Annotated in this window: 16 protein-coding genes; 3 read left to right on the top strand and 13 right to left on the bottom strand. The window is 70.6% G+C overall.

All coding sequences use genetic code 11. The features are described 5' to 3' along the window. The 4 genes from VFA06_RS13500 to fabG all read right to left on the bottom strand — a co-directional run. Positions 1–422 (bottom strand): WXG100 family type VII secretion target (locus tag VFA06_RS13500; RefSeq protein ID WP_324840879.1); only part of this gene is annotated, 422 nt, incomplete at its 3' end. A 15-nt stretch (positions 423–437) separates the two neighbouring features. After that, positions 438–1,067: a hypothetical protein gene (locus tag VFA06_RS13495; protein WP_324840878.1), complete on the bottom strand. Its 630-nt coding sequence runs from the start codon at positions 1,065–1,067 to the stop codon at positions 438–440. A gap of 240 nt (positions 1,068–1,307) precedes the next feature. Continuing rightward, on the bottom strand, positions 1,308–2,075 hold the full coding sequence (fabI, locus tag VFA06_RS13490) for an enoyl-ACP reductase FabI (RefSeq protein WP_324840877.1): 768 nt from the start codon (positions 2,073–2,075) through the stop codon (positions 1,308–1,310). A 5-nt stretch (positions 2,076–2,080) separates the two neighbouring features. After that, positions 2,081–2,821 carry a 3-oxoacyl-[acyl-carrier-protein] reductase gene (gene fabG / locus VFA06_RS13485; RefSeq protein ID WP_324840876.1) on the bottom strand — a complete coding sequence of 247 codons (741 nt, stop codon included), beginning with the start codon at positions 2,819–2,821 and terminating at the stop codon, positions 2,081–2,083. Between the two features lie 291 nt (positions 2,822–3,112). On the opposite strand from fabG, the gene VFA06_RS13480 reads away from it, so the two are divergent. From VFA06_RS13480 to VFA06_RS13470, 3 genes are all read left to right on the top strand, one after another. Further along, a complete protein-coding gene (locus VFA06_RS13480) occupies positions 3,113–4,594 on the top strand; it encodes a TldD/PmbA family protein (RefSeq protein ID WP_349260173.1) in 1,482 nt (493 codons plus the stop codon). Beyond that, positions 4,591–6,030 carry a metallopeptidase TldD-related protein gene (locus VFA06_RS13475; RefSeq protein ID WP_324840874.1) on the top strand — a complete coding sequence of 480 codons (1,440 nt, stop codon included), beginning with the start codon at positions 4,591–4,593 and terminating at the stop codon, positions 6,028–6,030. The genes VFA06_RS13480 and VFA06_RS13475 overlap by 4 nt, the downstream gene beginning before the upstream one ends. Positions 6,031–6,093: 63 nt before the next feature. Further along, entirely contained in the window at positions 6,094–6,666 is a 573-nt protein-coding gene (locus VFA06_RS13470; protein ID WP_324840873.1) for a DUF3099 domain-containing protein, read from the top strand. A gap of 376 nt (positions 6,667–7,042) precedes the next feature. Here the strand turns inward: VFA06_RS13470 and moaA are convergent, their stop codons facing one another. The 9 genes from moaA to VFA06_RS13425 all read right to left on the bottom strand — a co-directional run bounded on the left by moaA (position 7,043) and on the right by VFA06_RS13425 (position 18,106). Continuing rightward, a complete protein-coding gene (gene moaA / locus VFA06_RS13465; protein ID WP_324840872.1) occupies positions 7,043–8,056 on the bottom strand; it encodes a GTP 3',8-cyclase MoaA in 1,014 nt (337 codons plus the stop codon). 211 nt (positions 8,057–8,267) lie between these two features. Then, positions 8,268–10,085 carry a phosphodiester glycosidase family protein gene (locus VFA06_RS13460; protein WP_324840871.1) on the bottom strand — a complete coding sequence of 606 codons (1,818 nt, stop codon included), beginning with the start codon at positions 10,083–10,085 and terminating at the stop codon, positions 8,268–8,270. Between the two features lie 286 nt (positions 10,086–10,371). Next, the gene (locus VFA06_RS13455; RefSeq protein WP_324840870.1) at positions 10,372–11,202 is read right to left on the bottom strand and encodes an SDR family NAD(P)-dependent oxidoreductase; all 831 of its coding nucleotides are present in this window, start codon (positions 11,200–11,202) and stop codon (positions 10,372–10,374) included. Between the two features lie 4 nt (positions 11,203–11,206). After that, a complete protein-coding gene (locus VFA06_RS13450) occupies positions 11,207–11,683 on the bottom strand; it encodes a nitroreductase family deazaflavin-dependent oxidoreductase (protein ID WP_324840869.1) in 477 nt (158 codons plus the stop codon). An 89-nt stretch (positions 11,684–11,772) separates the two neighbouring features. Beyond that, positions 11,773–12,849 (bottom strand): allantoicase, encoded by a 1,077-nt coding sequence (alc, locus tag VFA06_RS13445; RefSeq protein WP_324840868.1) that lies wholly within the window; start codon positions 12,847–12,849, stop codon positions 11,773–11,775. Next, complete coding sequence (locus VFA06_RS13440) at positions 12,846–14,354, bottom strand: amidohydrolase family protein (RefSeq protein WP_324840867.1); 1,509 nt, start codon at positions 14,352–14,354, stop codon at positions 12,846–12,848. Before VFA06_RS13440 ends, alc begins: the two co-directional genes overlap by 4 nt. Positions 14,355–14,356: 2 nt before the next feature. Continuing rightward, positions 14,357–14,824, bottom strand: coding sequence for an allophanate hydrolase-related protein (locus VFA06_RS13435; RefSeq protein ID WP_324840866.1), 468 nt, complete (start codon positions 14,822–14,824; stop codon positions 14,357–14,359). Further along, positions 14,821–15,789 carry an XdhC/CoxI family protein gene (locus VFA06_RS13430; RefSeq protein WP_324840865.1) on the bottom strand — a complete coding sequence of 323 codons (969 nt, stop codon included), beginning with the start codon at positions 15,787–15,789 and terminating at the stop codon, positions 14,821–14,823. Before VFA06_RS13430 ends, VFA06_RS13435 begins: the two co-directional genes overlap by 4 nt. Next, the gene (locus VFA06_RS13425; protein WP_324840864.1) at positions 15,782–18,106 is read right to left on the bottom strand and encodes a xanthine dehydrogenase family protein molybdopterin-binding subunit; all 2,325 of its coding nucleotides are present in this window, start codon (positions 18,104–18,106) and stop codon (positions 15,782–15,784) included. Before VFA06_RS13425 ends, VFA06_RS13430 begins: the two co-directional genes overlap by 8 nt. Between the last annotated feature and the right edge of the window lie 33 nt (positions 18,107–18,139).

Genomic DNA, 18,139 nt, shown 5'->3' with positions numbered 1-18,139 from the left:
GCGATGTTCGCCTCACCGCCGGTCAGAATGCCGGCGGCGATACCCGTGCCCCAGTTCGAGTCGATGTTCGCCGCCTGCTGCTCCAGCCACGTGGGCGGGCTCGGCATGTTCTCGCGGGCCCAGCTCAGCGCGCTCGCCGTGTTCGTGACCGCGACACTCGTGTTGGCCGCGTTGTCGGCGTGCGTCTGCATCTTGTTCGCGACCGTCTGCGACTGCTGGAAATACGCGTCGGCCGCAGCTCCCTGCCACTGCGACTGAATGGCCGTCAGGTTCGTCTGGAGTTCCTGCGTGGCCTCTTGCAGCTGCGTCGAATGAGACTGCCACGCCTGCGCGGTCTCGTTCATCGCGTTCGGGTCGCCGGACTGCACGTAGTTGTACAGCGTCTGGTGGTCGGTGTTGCTGTAGTTGCTGTTGTCGGTCATGTCCGCTCCCCCTCGCTATGCCGCGCCGGCCGACGTGTTCGAGCTCGTAGGTGTCGGAGTGGGCGTCGGGGTTGGAGTAGGTGTCGGCGTCGGCGTTGCTGTCGGCGTCGGAGTGGGCGTGGGCGACGGCGTCGTGGTGGTTGTAGTCGTCGTCGTGTCCGTCGAGCCCGGGTTCGTGCTTGTCGTCGTGTTCGTGCCCGTACTCGTGCTGCTGCCAGGCATCGCGTACGTGCTTCCGCTGTTCTGCGGGTAGTACGTCGTGCCGGTCGTGGAGCCGGAGGTCGAGGTCGGCGGCGTCGCGGAGTCGCCGTATTGCTGCAGGATCGAGTTGAACTTGTTCGTGATGTCCTGCTCGGTCTGCTTGTACCGGTTCGCGCTCGTGCCGACCACGTTGATCATCGTATTGACCAGCTGGGTGACCTCGTTGAAGGAGTTGATGAGGTCCTGCTTGGTCTGCTCGTAGGCCGAGGAGAACGCCGTGGCCTCGGGGAAGTCGCCGAAGCTGTTCGAGCCGTCGTTCATGCTCATGACGCTGTTGTCCGCCTCGAGGCTTTGCAGGATCGAGGTCAGTTTCTGCTGGAAGGTCTCCAGCGACTCGATCTGCACCGCGTACATCGAGCCCCCGCCGCCACCCGCGTCCAGCATGGCGTCACCCCGCTTCCCGTTCGCCGTCTGCGCTCGCCCTGCGCCGGCTCGCGCCGTGTTTCCCGTCCTGCGTACTGCTCTTGGTGTGCTTGTCGCTCTCGTTCCCCGGCCCGGCTTCCGTTCGGCGCATGAAGGGCGCCGCGGGCGCGGGGGGTTTCTCAGGGCACTCTAGCGAAAAACGGCGTCGCGCAGGAGGCTGCGCGACGCCGTTGACAGGTCTACTGAGCGTCTTTGCCGGGGTCAGACGCCCATTGCGTGGACGCCGCCGTCGACGTGGATAACCTCGCCCGTGGTCTTCGGGAACCAGTCGGACAAGAGGCCGATCACACCGCGCGCGGCCGGCTCGGGGTCGTTCATGTCCCAGCCGATCGGGGCCCGCTCGTCCCAGACCCCTTCGAAGCGCTCGAAGCCGGGAATGGACTTGGCCGCCATGGTCTTGACCGGGCCGGCCGAGATCAGGTTGCTGCGGATGCCCTTGGGCCCGAGGTCGCGGGCCAGGTAGCGGCTGGTCGCTTCGAGGGCCGCCTTCGCCACGCCCATCCAGTCGTAGCCTGGCCAGGCGACCTGCGCGTCGAAGTCCATGCCGACGATCGAGCCGCCGCTCTCGCCGAACAGCGGGGCGACCGCCATGGCGAGGGACTTGTACGAGTACGCCGACACGTTGACCGCGGTCGCGACCGACTCCCACGGGGTGTTGAGGAAGTTGCCGCCGAGGGCGTCGGTGGGCCCGAAGGCGATGGAGTGCACGACGCCGTCGAGCCCGTCGAGGTGCTGGCGGACGTTGCCGGGCAGGGCGGCCAGGTGCTCCTCGTTGGTGACGTCGAGTTCGATGACCGGCGCGGGCTTCGGCAGCCGTGCGGCGATCCGGTTGACCAGCGAGAGCCGTCCGTAGCCGGTGAGCACCACGTCGGCGCCCTCCTCCTGCGCCAGGCGCGCGACGCTGAAGGCGATCGACGCGTCGGTGATGACGCCGGTGACGAGGACGCGCTTGCCGTCCAGGATTCCCATCGGGTTCAGTGCCCCATTCCCAGTCCGCCGTCCACGGGGATGACGGCTCCGTTGATGTACGCCGCGTCGGGCGAGGCCAAGAATTTCACGACCCCGGCGATCTCGTCCACGCTGGCGTAGCGGCCGAGCGGCACCTGGGAGACGATCTCGGCCCGGCGCTCCTCGGTGAGCACGGCGGTCATCTCGGTGTCCACGAAGCCGGGGGCGACCACGTTGGCCGTGATCGAGCGCGAGCCCAGTTCGCGGGCCAGCGAGCGGGCCATGCCGACCAGGCCGGCCTTGGAGGCGGCGTAGTTCACCTGTCCCGCCGAGCCGGACAGGCCCACGACGGAGGAGATGAAGATGATCCGGCCGCGGCGAAGGCGCAGCATGCCCTTGGCGGCGAGCCTGGCGACGCGGAAGGAGCCCTTGAGGTTGGTGTCGACGACGGCGTCGAAGTCCTCTTCGCTCATCCGCAGCACCAGGGTGTCGCGGGTGATGCCGGCGTTGGCCACCAGGACCTCCACCGGACCGTGCGCCGCGGCCACCTCCTGGAACGCCCGCTCCACGTCTTCCGGCACGGTGATGTCGCACCGCACGGCGAGGAACGAGCCCTCGCCCTTCACCGGCACGATCGGCGGTTCGCCGGACCGGTAGGTCACGGCGACCTTGTCGCCCCGCTCTGCGAAGGCCCGTGCAATGGCCAGTCCGATTCCGCGGTTGCCGCCGGTGACTAGCACCGACCTGGCCGCGCTGCTTTCCGCCACGCGTGCGTCCTTCCCTCGTCGCGATGCTGGTAGGTCCCCCCGGGAACGCTATCGCTCCTGGACGTGCGCGCCCCTTGCGGGGGACTACAAAAGGGCCAGGACAGGGTCGTGGAGTTCAGCTAGGTTCGGGGGCAGGTGTCGCGGTGTGGACGTGCAGCGTGGAGTCGGACACGGGAGGGCAGTGTGAGTCAAGAGCAGCATGGTGTCGGCGGTTCCGGCGATGCTCAGGGCGCGGAGGGCGGTGACGCGGAGCGGATCGATCCCGCGTTCCTGGAGCTGCCGCTGCGGGAGATGGCGCAGGCGGCGCTGATCCGGGCGCGGGAGCTGGGCGCGGAGCATGCGGACTTCCGGTCGGAGCTCATCCGCGAGCAGCTAATCCGACTTCGCGATAGTCAACTGGACGGGGTCAACGACAGCTCCGAGACGGGGATCTCGGTGCGGGTCGTGCACGAGGGCACGTGGGGCTTCGCGGCGGGCGTCGTGCAGACCCCGCAGGCCGCGGCACGGCTGGCGGAGCAGGCGGTGCAGGTCGCGCGGGTGTCGCGGCCGGTCAACGCCGAGCCGGTGGTGCTGGCGGCGGAGCCGTCCTACGGCGAGCAGTTCTGGGTCTCGGCGTATGAGATCGACCCCTTCGACATACCGGACGCGGAGAAGATCGCGCTGCTGACGCAGTGGTCGCGCCGCCTGCTCGATGCCGAGGGCGTGGACCACGTGGACGCCTCGCTGCACGCCGTGAAGGAGAACAAGTTCTACGCCGACACCAACGGCACGGTCACCACCCAGCAGCGGGTGCGGGTGCATCCGGTGGTCGAGGCAGTGGCGATCGACGCGGAGGGCAAGTACGGCACGCCCGGGGCGTTCGAGTCGATGCGCACACTCGCCCCGCCGGCCGGACGCGGCTGGGAGTACCTGACCGGCACCGGCTGGGACTGGGACGCGGAACTGGCCGAGTTGCCCGGCCTGCTGGCGGAGAAGCTGGCCGCGCCCTCCGTCGAGCCGGGTGTCTACGACCTCGTCATCGCTCCCTCGAACCTGTGGCTGACGATCCATGAGTCGATCGGGCACGCGACGGAACTGGACCGCGCGCTTGGCTACGAAGCCGCGTACGCGGGCACGTCGTTCGCGACGCTGGATCAGCTGGGAACGCTGAAGTACGGGTCCGAGGTGATGAACGTCACCGGCGACCGGGTCGTCGACCACGGCCTGGCCTCGATCGGCTTCGACGACGAGGGCGTGCAGACGCAGCGGTGGGACATCGTCAAGGGCGGCGTTCTGGTGGGCTATCAGCTCGACCGCAGGATCGCGCAGCTCAAGGGGCTGCACGGCTCGCGGTCCAACGGCTGCGCCTTCGCCGACTCGCCGGGGCACGTGCCGATCCAGCGGATGGCGAACGTGTCACTGCAACCGGCCCCTGACGGACCGTCGACCGAGGAGTTGATCTCTCGGGTCAAGCGCGGGTTGTTCATCGCCGGGGACAAGTCCTGGTCGATCGACATGCAGCGCTACAACTTCCAGTTCACCGGGCAGCGCGCGTATCTGATCGTGGACGGGAAGCTGGCCGGACAAGTGCGCGACTTCGCGTATCAGGCCACGACGACGGACTTCTGGGGTTCGATGGAGGCGGTGGGCGGCCCGCACACCTACGTGCTCGGCGGGGCGTTCAACTGCGGCAAGGGCCAGCCGGGGCAGGCCGCCCCGGTCTCCCACGGCGCCCCTTCGGCGCTGTTCCGGGGCGTGCGGATCCTCAACACGGTGCAGGAGGCGGGACGGTGACCGGCAACGGGGCGGCTACGGGCGTGGCGACGGCGCAGGAGCTCGCCGAGCGGGCGCTGGAGCTCTCGCGCGCGGACGGCGCGGTGGTGCTGGTGGACGAGTCGTCCACGGCGAACCTGCGCTGGGCGAACAACACGCTGACCACGAACGGGGTCGCCGAGGGCCGCACGGTCACGGTGATCTCGACGGTGAACGGCGCGCAGGGCACGTCGGCGGCGGTGCTCTCCCGCTCGGGTGTCGATCGCGACACGATCGAGGACCTGGTGCGGGCCAGCGAGCAGGCCGCGCGGGACGCCGGTCCGGCGGAGGACGCCCAGCCGCTGGTCGGCTCGCCCTCCGCGGCCGCGTGCGCCGAGTGGGGCGAGGCGCCGGCCGGGACGTCGATCGACGTGTTCGCGTCGTTCGCTCCCGCGCTCGGCGAGGCGTTCGAGGCGGCGCGAGCGGGCGGCCGGCTGCTGTTCGGGTTCGCCGAGCACTCGATGACGACCACCTACCTGGCCACCTCGGCGGGGCTGCGGCTCAAGCACGACCAGCCGACCGGGACGCTGGAGCTGAACGCCAAGTCGCCCGACTTCGTGCGGTCGGCGTGGGCCGGCGCCTACACGAAGGACTTCGCGGACGTGGACGTCGCGGCACTCGGCGACGAGCTCACGCAGCGGCTGGACTGGCAGAAGCGCCGCGTTGACCTGCCGGCGGGCCGTTACGAGACGCTGCTGCCGCCGTCCGCGGTCGCAGACCTCTACATCTACATGAGCTACGTCGCCTCGGCGCGGGACGCCGCCGACGGCCGCACGGTGTTCTCGGCACCGCGCGGGGAAGGCTCGGCGCACGGCACCAAGGTCGGCTCGCGCATCGGCGTGGAGGGGCTGCGGCTGTGGTCCGATCCGTTCGCGCCGGGCCTGGAGGCCGCGCCGTTCAACATCGCGCGCTATTCCTCCGGCAGCCAGTCGGTCTTCGACAACGGATTGTCGGTCGAGCCGGTCGATTGGGTGCGCGACGGAGTGCTGGAGCGGCTGGTGACCACGCGGCACTCCGCCGCCACGACCGGGCTGCCGCTGGCGCTGCCCGGTGACAACCTGCTCATGGAGGGCCCGAGCGACGCGGACGCGCCCAGCCTGGAGGAGATGACCCGCTCGACCGAGCGCGGGCTGCTGCTGACCTGTCTGTGGTACATCCGCGAGGTCGATCCGCAGTCGCTGCTGCTGACCGGGCTGACCCGCGACGGGGTGTACCTGGTGGAGGGCGGCGAGGTGACCGGGGTGGTCAACAACTTCCGGTTCAACGAGTCGCCGGTCGACCTGATGGGCCGGATCGCCGAGATCGGCCGCCGCGAGCAGTGCCTGCCGCGCGAGTGGAACGACTATTTCACCCGCACCGCCATGCCCCCGCTGCGGATCGGGGACTTCAACATGTCCTCGGTGTCGAAGGCCAGCTGAGTCGACGGAACCGGACGGTCACCCGCTCTGAACGGGCCGGCCGTCCGGTCGTACGCTGATGGGGTGCCTAACAGCGGGAACCGCGACGACTTCGAGCACCGGCCGCAGGACGAGGACCAGGTGTACGGGATCACGACCGCCGAGACCAGCCACATGCAGGAGATCTCCCGGCGGCAGAAGCAGTACATCGTGACCATGCTCGTGCGCGTCGTCTCGATCATCGTGGTGGTCTGCGTTCCCGGGATCTCCTGGCCGATCAAGATCGGGCTCTGCCTGGTGGCGACGATCATCCCGTACGTGGCCGTGGTGCGGGCCAACGGCGGCCCGGCGCAGGACAAGGGTCCGACGAACCTGCTGCTGGCACCGCCGCGCGAGGAACTGGGCGCGGCGCAACGCGGGCTGCCCAAGTCGGGCGAGCAGCCGGGCTTCATCCAGGGCGAGTTCGTCGTCAAGGACGAGGGCGGCTACGGCCCGCGATCCGGGGCGGACGGCGGCGCGCAGGCCTCGACCGCGAACGGCTACATCCGGCGGGCGCCGCTGTCCGACGGCGCCGCGACCGCGGACGGGCCTGGCGCGGCGCAGCCCGATCAGGGTCCTGATCAAGCGTCGCGGGCGCACGGCACCGCGACGGGCTGAACCCGGGGCCCAAGCGCGGCCTGGGGCAGGCGTTATCCGTTTCAGCTCCTGCGATTTCGTGAGCGGGGGTTCACGACTTCTGGCGGGCATGCCATACTTCTGATGCACGCCCTGCTCCCCCGTCAGGGCGGTGCCGGCGGGGCCGACCTTTGGGCGCCCTGCCCCGCATGCTGGGCGGCTCCCCCCGTGGCCGTCCAGGATGCCGCGTCGGCTCGCGTCCCCCCGTGCGCGAGCCGACGCCTCTTTTTTCGGCGCTGCGCGCTCGCTTCAGCGCCGCGGTCGGCGGCGGTCCAGCGGACGCGGGCGCAGGCCGCCTTTTATCGCGTTTTCGAGGGAATGCTGGCTCCCGAGGCAGCCCCGCGAAGCGTCGCGGCGCTCAGCCGCCGATCGCGGACATCGAGCGCTGCGGCTGCACGAATCCGGGCTCGCCGATACCGGCGGCCGCCTTCTTGCCGAGCATCGCGGTGCGCCAGGCCTGCGCGATGGTCTCGTCGTCCGCGCCGCCGCGCAGCAGGCCGCGTAGATCGGTCTCCTCGCGGGCGAACAGGCAGGTGCGCACCTGGCCGTCCGCGGTCAGCCGGGTGCGGTCGCAGGCGGCGCAGAACGGCCGGGTCACCGACGCGATGACGCCGACGCGGCCGCCGCCGGGGGCGCCGGGCCCGCCGTCCACCAGCCAGGTCTCGGCCGGGGCCGTGCCGCGCACCGCCTCGCCCTCGGGTTCGAGGCGGAACTCTGCGGCCAGCCGGTCCAGGATCTCCTGGGCGGTGACCATCTGTGCGCGGTCCCAGCCGTGTTGCGCGTCGATCGGCATCTGCTCGATGAACCGCAGTTCGTAGCCGTGTTCCAGGCACCAGCGCAGCAGCGCCGGGGCCTCGTGGTCGTTGACGCCGCGCATGAGCACCGAGTTGATCTTCACCGGGCGCATTCCGGCGCGGGCGGCGGCCTCGATGCCGGCCAGGACGCGGGCGTGCTTGTCGCGGCGGGTGAGCGTCTTGAAGGTCTGCGGATCGAGGCTGTCGAGCGAGACGTTGACCCGGTCGAGCCCGGCCTCGGCCAGCGGCGCCGCGAGCCGTTCGAGCGCGGTGGCGTTGGTGGTCACGGAGAGGCTGGGGCGGGGGCGCAGCGCGGCCAGGCGCGCGACGATGCCGACGATGCCCGGCCGGATCAGCGGTTCCCCGCCGGTCAGCCGCACCTCGCGCACGCCGAGCCGGCTGACCGCGATGTCGACCAGCCGCACCAGTTCGTCGTCGGTGAGCAGTTCGGGCCGGGGCAGCCAGGGCAGGCCCTCAGCCGGCATGCAGTAGGTGCAGCGCAGGTCGCACCGATCGGTCAGGGACAGCCGCAGATCTGTGGCGGTCCGGCCGAATCGGTCGTTCAGCGCCGAGCCCATGATCCGAGCCTAGCGCCTCGGCGGGCTGGATTCGCCCGCAAGCGAGGCGTTCCAGGGCGGCCTATGGCAAGGCGCGGGGACGCCCTCGGACCGGGGTTGTCCGTGGGCGTTCACGCAACGCAGCCAGAGGTCGTCATGGGACGGCGAGCGGGGCGAATCCAGCCCGCCGAGGCGCTGACGCTTTCCTCCGACGGGGCCGGCCGCAGCGGCCTTACCGCTTGGATACCGAGACGAAGTCGCGGTCCGAGGGCTGGAAGTAGCGGTCCGCGGGCTGGGTGAAGTCCCACAGCTTCGAGGGCGCCGGGTTCGCCGCGTCGCCGCTGTAGGTCATGAAGGACACCCAGTCCGGGTTGATGTCCAGCTCCATCGCGTTGACCGCGCCGGCCGCCTGGAGCAGCTTGGCGAGCGTGTAGACGGACAGGAACTTCCCGCTGACGTACACGATGTCGCCCTTGGCGGTCATCCCGACGCCGGAGCGCGCGATGAAGTAAGAGTTCTTGATCGTGTAGCCCCACTGGGCGCTGGACCCGTCGCCGGGGCCGACGGTGACCTGCCCGTTGTCCACCAGCAGGCTCAGGTTCTGGCGGACCGCGGCGATCGTCGGGCCCATGGTCTCGTCCCGGCCCCACTTGCCGATCTTTATCGAGCCGTCGGTGAAAAAGACCTCGGCTGCCTTACCGTTCACCAGCGGGACGGCGCTCTTGCCGTCCATGTAGAACCCGGCGAGCGCGTCGTCGGGCTTGACCTTGAAGCCGCCGTTCCACGTCGCCACGAGATTCGCGCGCTGGTCCGCCGGAATGGTGTCAGGGGTCTTCCACGTCCCGCCGGGCTGCTGGTAGCCGGGGTGCAGGGTGAAGCTGAGCGCCTTCTGGTTCATCCACACCGCGTACGCCAGGTCCGAGGTGTGCTGGGCGTCCGGGCGCAGCGCGGTCTTCTCGACGATGGGAGCGCCGTTCGCGCCCATGGTGACCGGACGCCACACGCCTTCGCCGGGAATGGTGCCGGCGGCGAGCGGAGTGATGTTGGTCGGGGTGTCGATGTCGGGCTTGGTCGGCGGGGCGACGGTGGGGCCCTGCAGCTGCGCGATCTGGCTCGCGCTGAGCCCGCCGCCGGTGGGCGGCGGCTTGTAGCTGGCGTTCTCCAGCCAGGTCACCGCCCAGCCCATGTGGTGGTCGCGGCCCCACTCGGCGACGCGCGCGGCGAGCCGGTCGGTGCCGGGCGCGGTCAGGTACGGGTAGAGCGTGATGCCGACGTAGCCGAAGAAGATCAGGAACACGCCGAGGATGCTGCGGCGGATGATCTTGCGGCGGCGCTTGATGTGCGGCGGTACGACCTTCTTGCCCTTGCGGCGCCCGGAGCCGGTGTCCGCGTCGGCCGGGTCGCCGGACTCGTCCGGATCGCCGGCCCGGCGGCGGGAAGAACCCACCTGGTCCGTGCGGGGATCGGCAGTCGCGCTCGACGCAAATGCGCGCGAGTCGAGCACCGTGGTCGCGCCGAGCCGGTCCGCGGTACGAGGCCGCCCGGTGCCGTATGCGCGGTTGTCCTGCGGTGCGCGGCCATCGCCGTAGCCGTGTCCGTCATCGCCATAGCCACGACCGCCGGGACGGCCGTCGCCGGCGTATCCAGCCTGCTCGCGGCCGTACAGATCGGCGCCTTGCACGCCCCCGTAGCTGCGTCCGTCGCCGCCGTGCCTGCCGCGGCCTTGCCCGGCCGCTTGGCCGCCGTCACGGCGGCGTCGTTCGGCCTGCTCATCGTGCGCACGAGTCTGGAAAGGGTCGTACGGTTCGGGACGGCCATATGCGCGCTGCGGCTGCGCCCGACGCGGGGCCTCGCTGTAGAAGGCCTCCTGGTCGAAGAACTCGCTGCGCTCGGAGTGCCTTCCGCGCTGAGCGCCGTCCTGCGCGCCCGCGTACTGGTCGGGCTGCTGCCCCTGGTACCGGCCCGACTCGGGGTACTGGCCCGGACGCTGCGGGGGCGGCGTCGGACGACCGTAGTCCGGGTAGTCCGAGCCGTCGGATCCGTATGTCATGGTGCGACAGTCCCCAAGGTCGTTGCGTGGGCGGCCCGTCCGCCGTCTCATTCGGTTGGCACTGCGTCTTCGGCTGGCACTGCGTGTCGATCTCTTCATGAAAGACGCCGCCTCGCGGGGAGCAGTTGCGAGCGGGCGGCGGGTCTCTGAAAAAATCTGCTGTCTTCAGCTTCGGCTCAGCCCAGTCTAGTAGGGCGCGCCTTCGCCTGCGCGATAACACGTACGCGTGTACGAGCAGGTTCACTCGATACCGCGATGCGCTGCGCGCCGCGCTATGGCAGCGTGGTCAGGCTTCCTGCGCCGTCGGGCGGACCATGAGCTCGTTGATCGCGACGTGCCGGGGCCGGGTGACCATGTACTCGATCGCGTCGGCGATGTCCCGGGCTTCGAGCACCTTCACGCCCGCGAACCGCTGCGCCTGTGCCTCCTGGATCTCCGGGCGCAGGTGGTCGCGCAGCTCGGTGTCCACGGCTCCGGGCTCGATGAGCGCGACCCGCAGGTGGCGGCGGGCGAATTCCTGCCGCAGCGACTCGCTGAACGCGCCGACGCCGAACTTGGTGGCGTTGTAGACGTTGCTGCCGAGGCGCGCCACCCGCCCGGCGATCGAGCTGACGTTGACCAGGTCGGCGACCTGGCGCGGCCCGGTCTCGGCGGCGCGCAGCAGGTGCGGGAGGGCGGCGTGGGTGGCGGTGAGCAGCGCGGTGAGGTTGAGGTCCACCATGTGCCGCCAGTCCTCGAGCGAGGCGGTGGCGGCCGGCCCGAGCAGCATGATCCCGGCGTTGTTGACCAGGATGTCGATGCGGTCGTGGCCGAACGCGCCGGCCGCGGTGTCGACGGCCTCGCGCAGGCGGTCGGCGTCGGTGACGTCCACCGGAAGCGCGAGCGCGGTTCCGCCGTCGGCCGCGATCTCCTTGACGAGCGCGTCGAGCCGGTCGGCCCGGCGCGCGATGGCCACGACGCTCGCGCCGCGGGCCGCCAGCGCCCGGGCGGTCGCGTCGCCGATGCCGCTGGAGGCGCCGGTGACCACGGCCGTGGTGCCGTCAAGGCGGCGAGCCGCACCGGTGCTCGCGCCGCCGCCGGCGGCCGAGGCGTCCCGCGCGGTGCTCTCGTCGGTCATCGGATCACCTCTCGGTCAGGCGGAAGACGAGCAGTTCCCGGTGCTGGGCCCGCTTCGCGTAGGTGGCGAAGTGCGGCCATACCCGCTGCAGCAGCGCCAACGCGGCGTCGCGTTCTGCGCCCGCGAGTACGCGCGCCTTGACCTCGATGCGGCGGCCGTGGATCTCGACGGTGGCGTCCGGATTGGCGCGCAGGTTGAGTGCCCAGCCCGGATGGTGCTCCTGGCCCCAGTTCGAGCCGATGACGAGCAGGTCGCCGGAGTCTTCGGCGTAGGTCACCGGGGTCACCCGCGGCTCGCCGGTGCGGCGGCCTGTGGTGGTCAGCAGCATCAGCGGCATGCCGACCGTGCCGGACAGCGAGAAGCGGCCGCCGGTGGCTCGTTGCACGGCCAGGTCGGCGCGCGGGAAGACCCGCTTGCCGACCGCTGCGAAGGCTGAGCTGCCCAGGATCGGCACGGCGCGCAGGCGCCCGGCGAACGACATGTTCCGCATCGTAGATCATGGCCGACCGCGCGGCTATGCGCGTGACGGCAGTGGCCCGCGGCGCGCCATGCGTTGATGCGCCGTCCAGTTCACCGGGACTGTTCCCAGCGGCTCCTGAGCTGGCCGAGCGCTGCGGGCGTCAGTGCTCCGAGCGCTCGCAGTCGCGAGATGCCGCCGTCGGGGTAGATGTCGAGCCGCAGATGCGTCGCAGGCCCCGCATCCCGAATCAGGAATCGATGAGCGGTGTCCGGCTGAAGCTCGGTCTTGGGCAGCAGCACCGACCAGTCCTCCTGCGCGGGCTGCCGGTCCTCGCCGACTCGGGCCGCGGACACCATCGCCTCGTATGGTGCGTTGCCTTTGTAGTGCGTCGTATCGATTTCCAGCACGCGCACGATTCCCTCGCCCACAAGGCGGATCTCGGCCCAGTCGTTGCCGTCATCGCGGCGGCGCGCGTTCTCCCAGCCCTCGCCCATCGTGCGCGCGAGGCCGGGCATCAGCATGTTGTCGGCGCTGCCGAAGTACATGTCACTGCACGCTGAGACGCGGGCGCCGTCGCTCAGCGCGGCGAGGTTCACGGTGACGCCGTCGAGAAAAACCGGATCCGGCAGCGGTTCCCCGTGCACGCGCAGCCTCGCCACTCCGCCGTCCGGCAGGAGGTTGAGTCGCACGTGACTGAACCGGCGCCCTCGGCTGTTGACCGCGAAGTGGTGCGCGTGGCCGCCGCTGAGCGGGTAGGAGTGCACGATCTCAGTCCACTGTGCCGTCTCCAACAGGCGCTCGGGCGAGGGGTACCCGTCGCACCAGGTCGCCTCGACCGAGCAGCGGGGCGGGTAGTTGCCGAGGAAGTGGGCCGTGTCGACGATGACGCCCCGGATCAGGCCGGGGGCGCCGAGCCTGACGATCGCGCTGTCGTGATCGTTCCCTGCGACGCCGGGCGCCCCGGGCCTGCGCCTGCGGGTCTCCCAGCCGTCGTACTGCTGGCCTTTCGCGGTGAAGGTCCCGGGGCTGAAGACGGGCTCGGCGGGGTTGATCAGGTTCTCCTTGTCGGCGAAGAACTCGTCGTTGGCCCACACGACCGAGCCGCCGAGCGCACGCGAGGCGAGGTCGGGCAGCGCCGTGAACGTCGTTCCTACTCCAGCTGCGCTCGCACCCCGCGCTTCGTTCATGCTCCAACCGCCTCGCCTTCTGTCGCCGCAGCGGCAACGCCGTCGGCGGGTTCGAGAGAGGCCGCCGCACGCGGCCCGCTCATGATCCGTCGCAGCAGCTTGCCATACGGTTTGTCGTCGACGAGCCGGCCGCGCAGGTACGTCGCCTGGACGACGCCAGTTAGCGTCGAGCCCTGATAAGGCGTGATGGGATGGCGGTGGGCGAGCGCCGCACCGTCCACGGTGAACTCGGCGTCGGGGTCGAAGACCACGAGGTCGGCGTCGCAGCCCACGGCGATGCGTCCCTTGTGCGGCAGGCCGACGAAGTCGGAGGGGCGCAGCGCCATCAGCGCCGCGATCCGGCCCAGCGTCCAGCCGCGCCGGCGGGCCTCGGTCCACACCGCCGGCAGTGCGAGCTGCACCGAGGCGATCCCGCCCCAGGCGGTGGCGAAGTCGCCGCTGGTGCGCCGCTTGAGCTCGGGAGGGCAAGGCGAGTGGTCGGAGACGACGAAGTCGATCAGTCCGCTGTCAAGGGCGGCCCACAGCTGCTCTCGGTTGGCCGCGGAGCGGATCGGCGGGCAGCACTTGTACTCGGTGGCCGCGTCCGGGATGTCCTCGGCGGCGAAGAACAGGTAGTGCGGGCACGTCTCGACGGTGACCCGCACACCGCCGGCCTTCGCCTCCGCGATCAGCGGAAGGCTATCGGCCGAGGAGAGATGCAGAATGTGCACGCGAGCCCCGGTGCGGCGCGCGACCGCCAGCACCCGCGTCACGGCGGCGGACTCGGCGGCGTCGGGCCGTGAGGCGAGGAAGGATGCGAACTCGGTCACCGGCCTGGCCTGCGCGGCGGCGGCCGCGCCACCGGACCCCGGATCCGCCGCCCCGGCGCGCTCGCCCACGCGGTGCTGATCAATACGGTGTTGATCGATACGGCGCTGGTCGAGCGCGTGCTGGTCCTCGGCGTGCACGATCAGCAGGGCGCCGAGCTCAGCGACCCGCCGCGCCGTCGCCTCGAACTCGACCGCGTCCAGAGCGGGGAACTCCGGCACCCCCGAATCCGCCAGGAAGCACTTGAACCCGAAGGCGCCCGCGTCGTGCAGAGCAGCCAACTCGGACCGGTTGCCGGGCACCGCGCCACCCCAGAACCCGACGTCGATCGAGATCTGCTCCTTCGCGGCGGCCCGCTTCTCGGCCAGCGCGTCAGCGGTCGTAGTCGGCGGGATGGAGTTGAGCGGCATGTCGATCAGCGTCGTCACGCCGCCGAGCGCCGCCGCACGAGTCGCACTGTCGAACCCCTCCCACTCGGTCCGGCCCGGCTCGTTGACGTGGACGTGTGTGTCGACCAGTCCGGGCAGCACTGCGAGCAAGCCGAGATCGACCTCGCGGGTCGCTGAGGCCGGGGCGAGATAGGGCAGGATCGCGGCGACGACTCCGCCGGACACGCACACGGCCGCGGGTTGTTCGCCGTCCGGCAGCACGACGCGCTGGGATCGCAGGACCAGGTCGAAGTGCCGACGCGGCGACATGCTCACTCCTCCGTCGAGCCGGCCGGGGCCGGCATGGCAGTGTAGGAGCGCCAGTCTGCGTGGTCTGAGATGTCGCGGTAAAGCCCTGGGGGCTCTTGATACGTCCGACGGCGGATCATCGAGAGGCAGCCGGAGCCGTCCTCCAGCTCGATCACCCCCAGTTCGAGCTCGGCGGGCTCGGCCGGAAGCAACGACTCGCGCAGCACCTCCCACGGCACCTCGTACAGCTCCCCCGCGACAGACACACCCACGCCCGCACCCGCGCCCAGACCCGCACCGGCACCTGCGTCCAGACCTGCACCCATTTCCTGTGGGCCTGTTAATTCTGCGAGCGCGGGGAATCGGTCACCGACCGAGTAGAACCGGTACCGAGGCGCCGTCCGGACCGCGCCGACGAACCGGGCGCCGGCCAGCAGGTGATGCAGCGGCCCGCCCCGCATCGCGCCGCCGTTCAGGAACATCAGGGTCATGACGCGCCCGCCGGAGCGTTGTCTGCAAGCCGCCCCGACTCACGACTCCCCTCCGAAAGTCGTGGGCCTGTTAATTCGGGCGCCCCTCCCCCGTCGATGCGGCGCCCACGATGCAGCGAGCCGTCGAGTTCCCGCAGCGGCCGCCCAGAGCCGCCGTGGGTCGCGGCGACGATCTCGGCGCAGATCGAGAGCGCGACTTCCTGCGGGCTGCCGCCCCCGAGATCCAACCCGATCGGCGCATGCAGGCGCGCGAGAAGCTCGTCTTCGACCCCTGCCTCACGCAGCCGCTCGGCCCGGTCCGCACAGGTCCGCCGCGAGCCGAGCGCCCCGACGTAACCGGCCTCGGACCGCAGCGCCTCGACGAGCGCCGGAACGTCGAACTTCGCGTCGTGCGTGAGCACGCAGATCGCGGTCTGGGCGTCGATCGGAGTCTGCGCGAGATAGCGGTGCGGCCACTCGACCACCACCTCGTCCGCGTCCGGCACGCGCTCACGCGTCGCGAAGACCGGTCGCGCATCGCACACCGTGACCTGGTAGCCCAAGAACTTGCCAACCGTCGCGAGCGCGTCGGCGAACTGCACCGCACCGAAGATCAACAGGCGCGGGCGCTCGGCGGCGGTCCGCTCGGCGATCGGCAGCGGATCGGTGCGCGGATCGACCCTCCGGACCGCGACTTCGATCGATCCGCCGCACGGCAGCTGCGGCGCGAACGGCTCACCCTGTCCGTCGGGATCGAAGCGGCGGCGCGCCTTGCGTCCGGTGTCCAGTACAGCGAGACAGAGTTCGTAGACGTCGGAGTCGATGCAGCCCGCTGAGACGGTCCCTGCCGCATTGCCCTCGGCATCCACCGCGAACGCCGGACCGAGGTCGCGCGGCGCGCTTCCGGCGACGGCGGTGACGGACGCGAGGGCGTACGGCTCACCGCGGGTGTGCCAGCAGCGCAGGGTCTCCTCCAGGTCACGCATGCGCGTTCGCCTCCTGTTCCTGCGGCTCGCGCAGCGCGATGTGCTCGGGCCGGATGGGGACGCGGGTCAGCGCGAGGCCGGTCGCGTCGCGCACCGCCGCGGCGATCGCGGGTGTCGAGGAAAGCGTCGGTGGTTCGCCGGCGCCGCGCAGGCCGTAGGGCGACGCCGGGTCAGGGTGCTCCAGGATCCGCATGCCGAGCGGCGGCATGTCGAGGATCGTGGGGATCAGGTAGTCGGTGAAGGACGGGTTGAGCACCTTCCCGCCGTCCGTGACGATCTCCTCCAGCACGGCCAGGCCGAGCCCCTGCGCCGTACCGCCCTGGATCTGCCCTTCGAGTGCCAGCCGGTTGATTATCCGGCCGACGTCCTGCACGACGTCGAGCTGCACGACGCGGATCAGGCCCAGCTCGACGTCCACGTCGACGACAGCGCGGTGCACGGCGAAGGCGAACTGGACATGTGAGCTGCCCTGTCCGGTGAGCCGGTCGAGCGGTCCGGTGGGCCGGTGCCGGTACTCGCGGGTCTCCTCGATCGTGCCGTCGCCGAGGAGGTCGGCCAGATCGGCGACCGGTTCTCCGAGCATTGAGACGATCTTGCCGCCGATTAACGCAGAGCCTTGCGGCACGTCGACGCCGAGCTCGCGCGCTGTTTGGAAGACGCGGTCACGGACTGCTTCGCACGCGGCTTTCACCGCTCCCCCGGTCATGTACGACTGCCGGGAGGCCGATGAGGACCCTGATGAGCCGACGCGTGTGTCCGCGCGTTCGACCTTCACCTGCTCGACGCCGAGTTCGGTGCGGGCGATCTGTCCCTGGACCGTGACCAGTCCTTGCCCGACCTCGGCCGCCGCGGTGTGCACGGAGGCGACCGGCTCGCCGCGTTCGAGAGTGAGGGTGACGCGCGCGGTGGCGTAGTCGTCGAAGCCCTCTGAGTAGCAGATGTTCTTGATCCCGACGCCGTAGCCGACGCCTCGCCGTACGCCCTCGCCGTGCGTGGTGTTGCCGTATCCGCCCGGCAGGAGCGCGTTCCGGTCCGGGGCCTGCGGCATGGGCATGGCCCGCAGCTGCTCGAACATCTCCGCCAGCGGCGCCGGGGAGTCGATCACTTGGCCGGTCGCGATAGTCGAGCCCTGTTTCACCGCGTTGCGCGCGCGAAGGTCGAGCGGGTGCATGCCGAGGGCTGCCGCCAACGCGTCCATCTGCGATTCGTAGGCGAAGCACGCCTGTACCGCGCCAAAGCCGCGCATCGCGCCGCACGGCGGATTGTTCGTGTAGGCGCCGTAGGCGTCGATCGCGACGTGATCGACCTCGTATGGTCCGGCGCCGAGCGAGGACGCATTGCCGACGACGGCTTCGGTCGTCGAGGCATAGGCGCCGCCGTCGAGCAGGATTTCGGCGACGACGTAGACGAGTGTGCCGTCGCGTCGCGCACCGTGCGTGTAGCGCATGATCGCCGGGTGGCGATGTACGTGTCCGAAGAAAGATTCCTGCCGGTTGTACACCATCCGGACCGGTTTTCCGGTACGCCGGGCGAGCATCGCGGCGTGGATCTGCACCGACAGGTCCTCGCGGCCGCCGAACGCTCCGCCGACCCCGGCGAGCGTCATGTGCACCTTCGACTCGGGCAGGCCGAGGCAGGGTGCGATCTGTTCGAGGTCGGCGTGCAGCCACTGCGTGGCGACGTGCAGCTCGATGCCTCCGTCGGCCGTTGGATACGCGAGCCCTGCTTCGGGACCGAGGAATGCTTGGTCTTGCATGCCGACCTGATACTCGCGGGTGATTTCCACGTCAGCCATCGCGCGGACGGCGGGATCGGCCGGGTTACCGCGGCGGATCGGCTGGTGGCGCACGAGATTCCCGCCGGGATGCACACGGGGACTGTCCGAATCGAAGAGCGCGCTGCGCAGATCGGTGACCGCTGGGAGGATTGCGTACTCGACGACGATCGCGCTCGCGGCGCGGTGGGCCGTTTCCGCGTCGTCGGCTGCGACGATCGCGACCGGTTCGCCGTGATAGCGCACCTGGTCGATGGCGAGGACCGGGCAGTCCTGCACGATCAGGCCGTAGAACTTGCGGCCCGGCACGTCCTCGTGGGTGAGCACCGCTCGCACTCCCGGCATGGCGAGGGCGGGCGCGGTGTCGATGCGCTTGATCAGGGCGCTGGGGTGCGGACTGCGGAGCGTCGCGCCGTAGAGCATGCCTTCGGCTTTCAGGTCGGAGGCGTACTCGAAGGCGCCGAGCACCTTCGCGGCCGCGTCGGGTCTCAGGGGGCTGTCGCCCACGCCGCCGGGGCGTTGCCGGCGCCCGTTGCCGTTCATGGCCTGCGCTCCTTTCTCAGCCTGTTGCTTCAG

The organism is Actinocrinis sp. (assembly GCF_035653575.1).
In the GTDB taxonomy this organism is placed as follows: domain Bacteria; phylum Actinomycetota; class Actinomycetes; order Streptomycetales; family Catenulisporaceae; genus Actinocrinis.
This window is presented reverse-complemented; position numbering and strand designations above follow the sequence as displayed.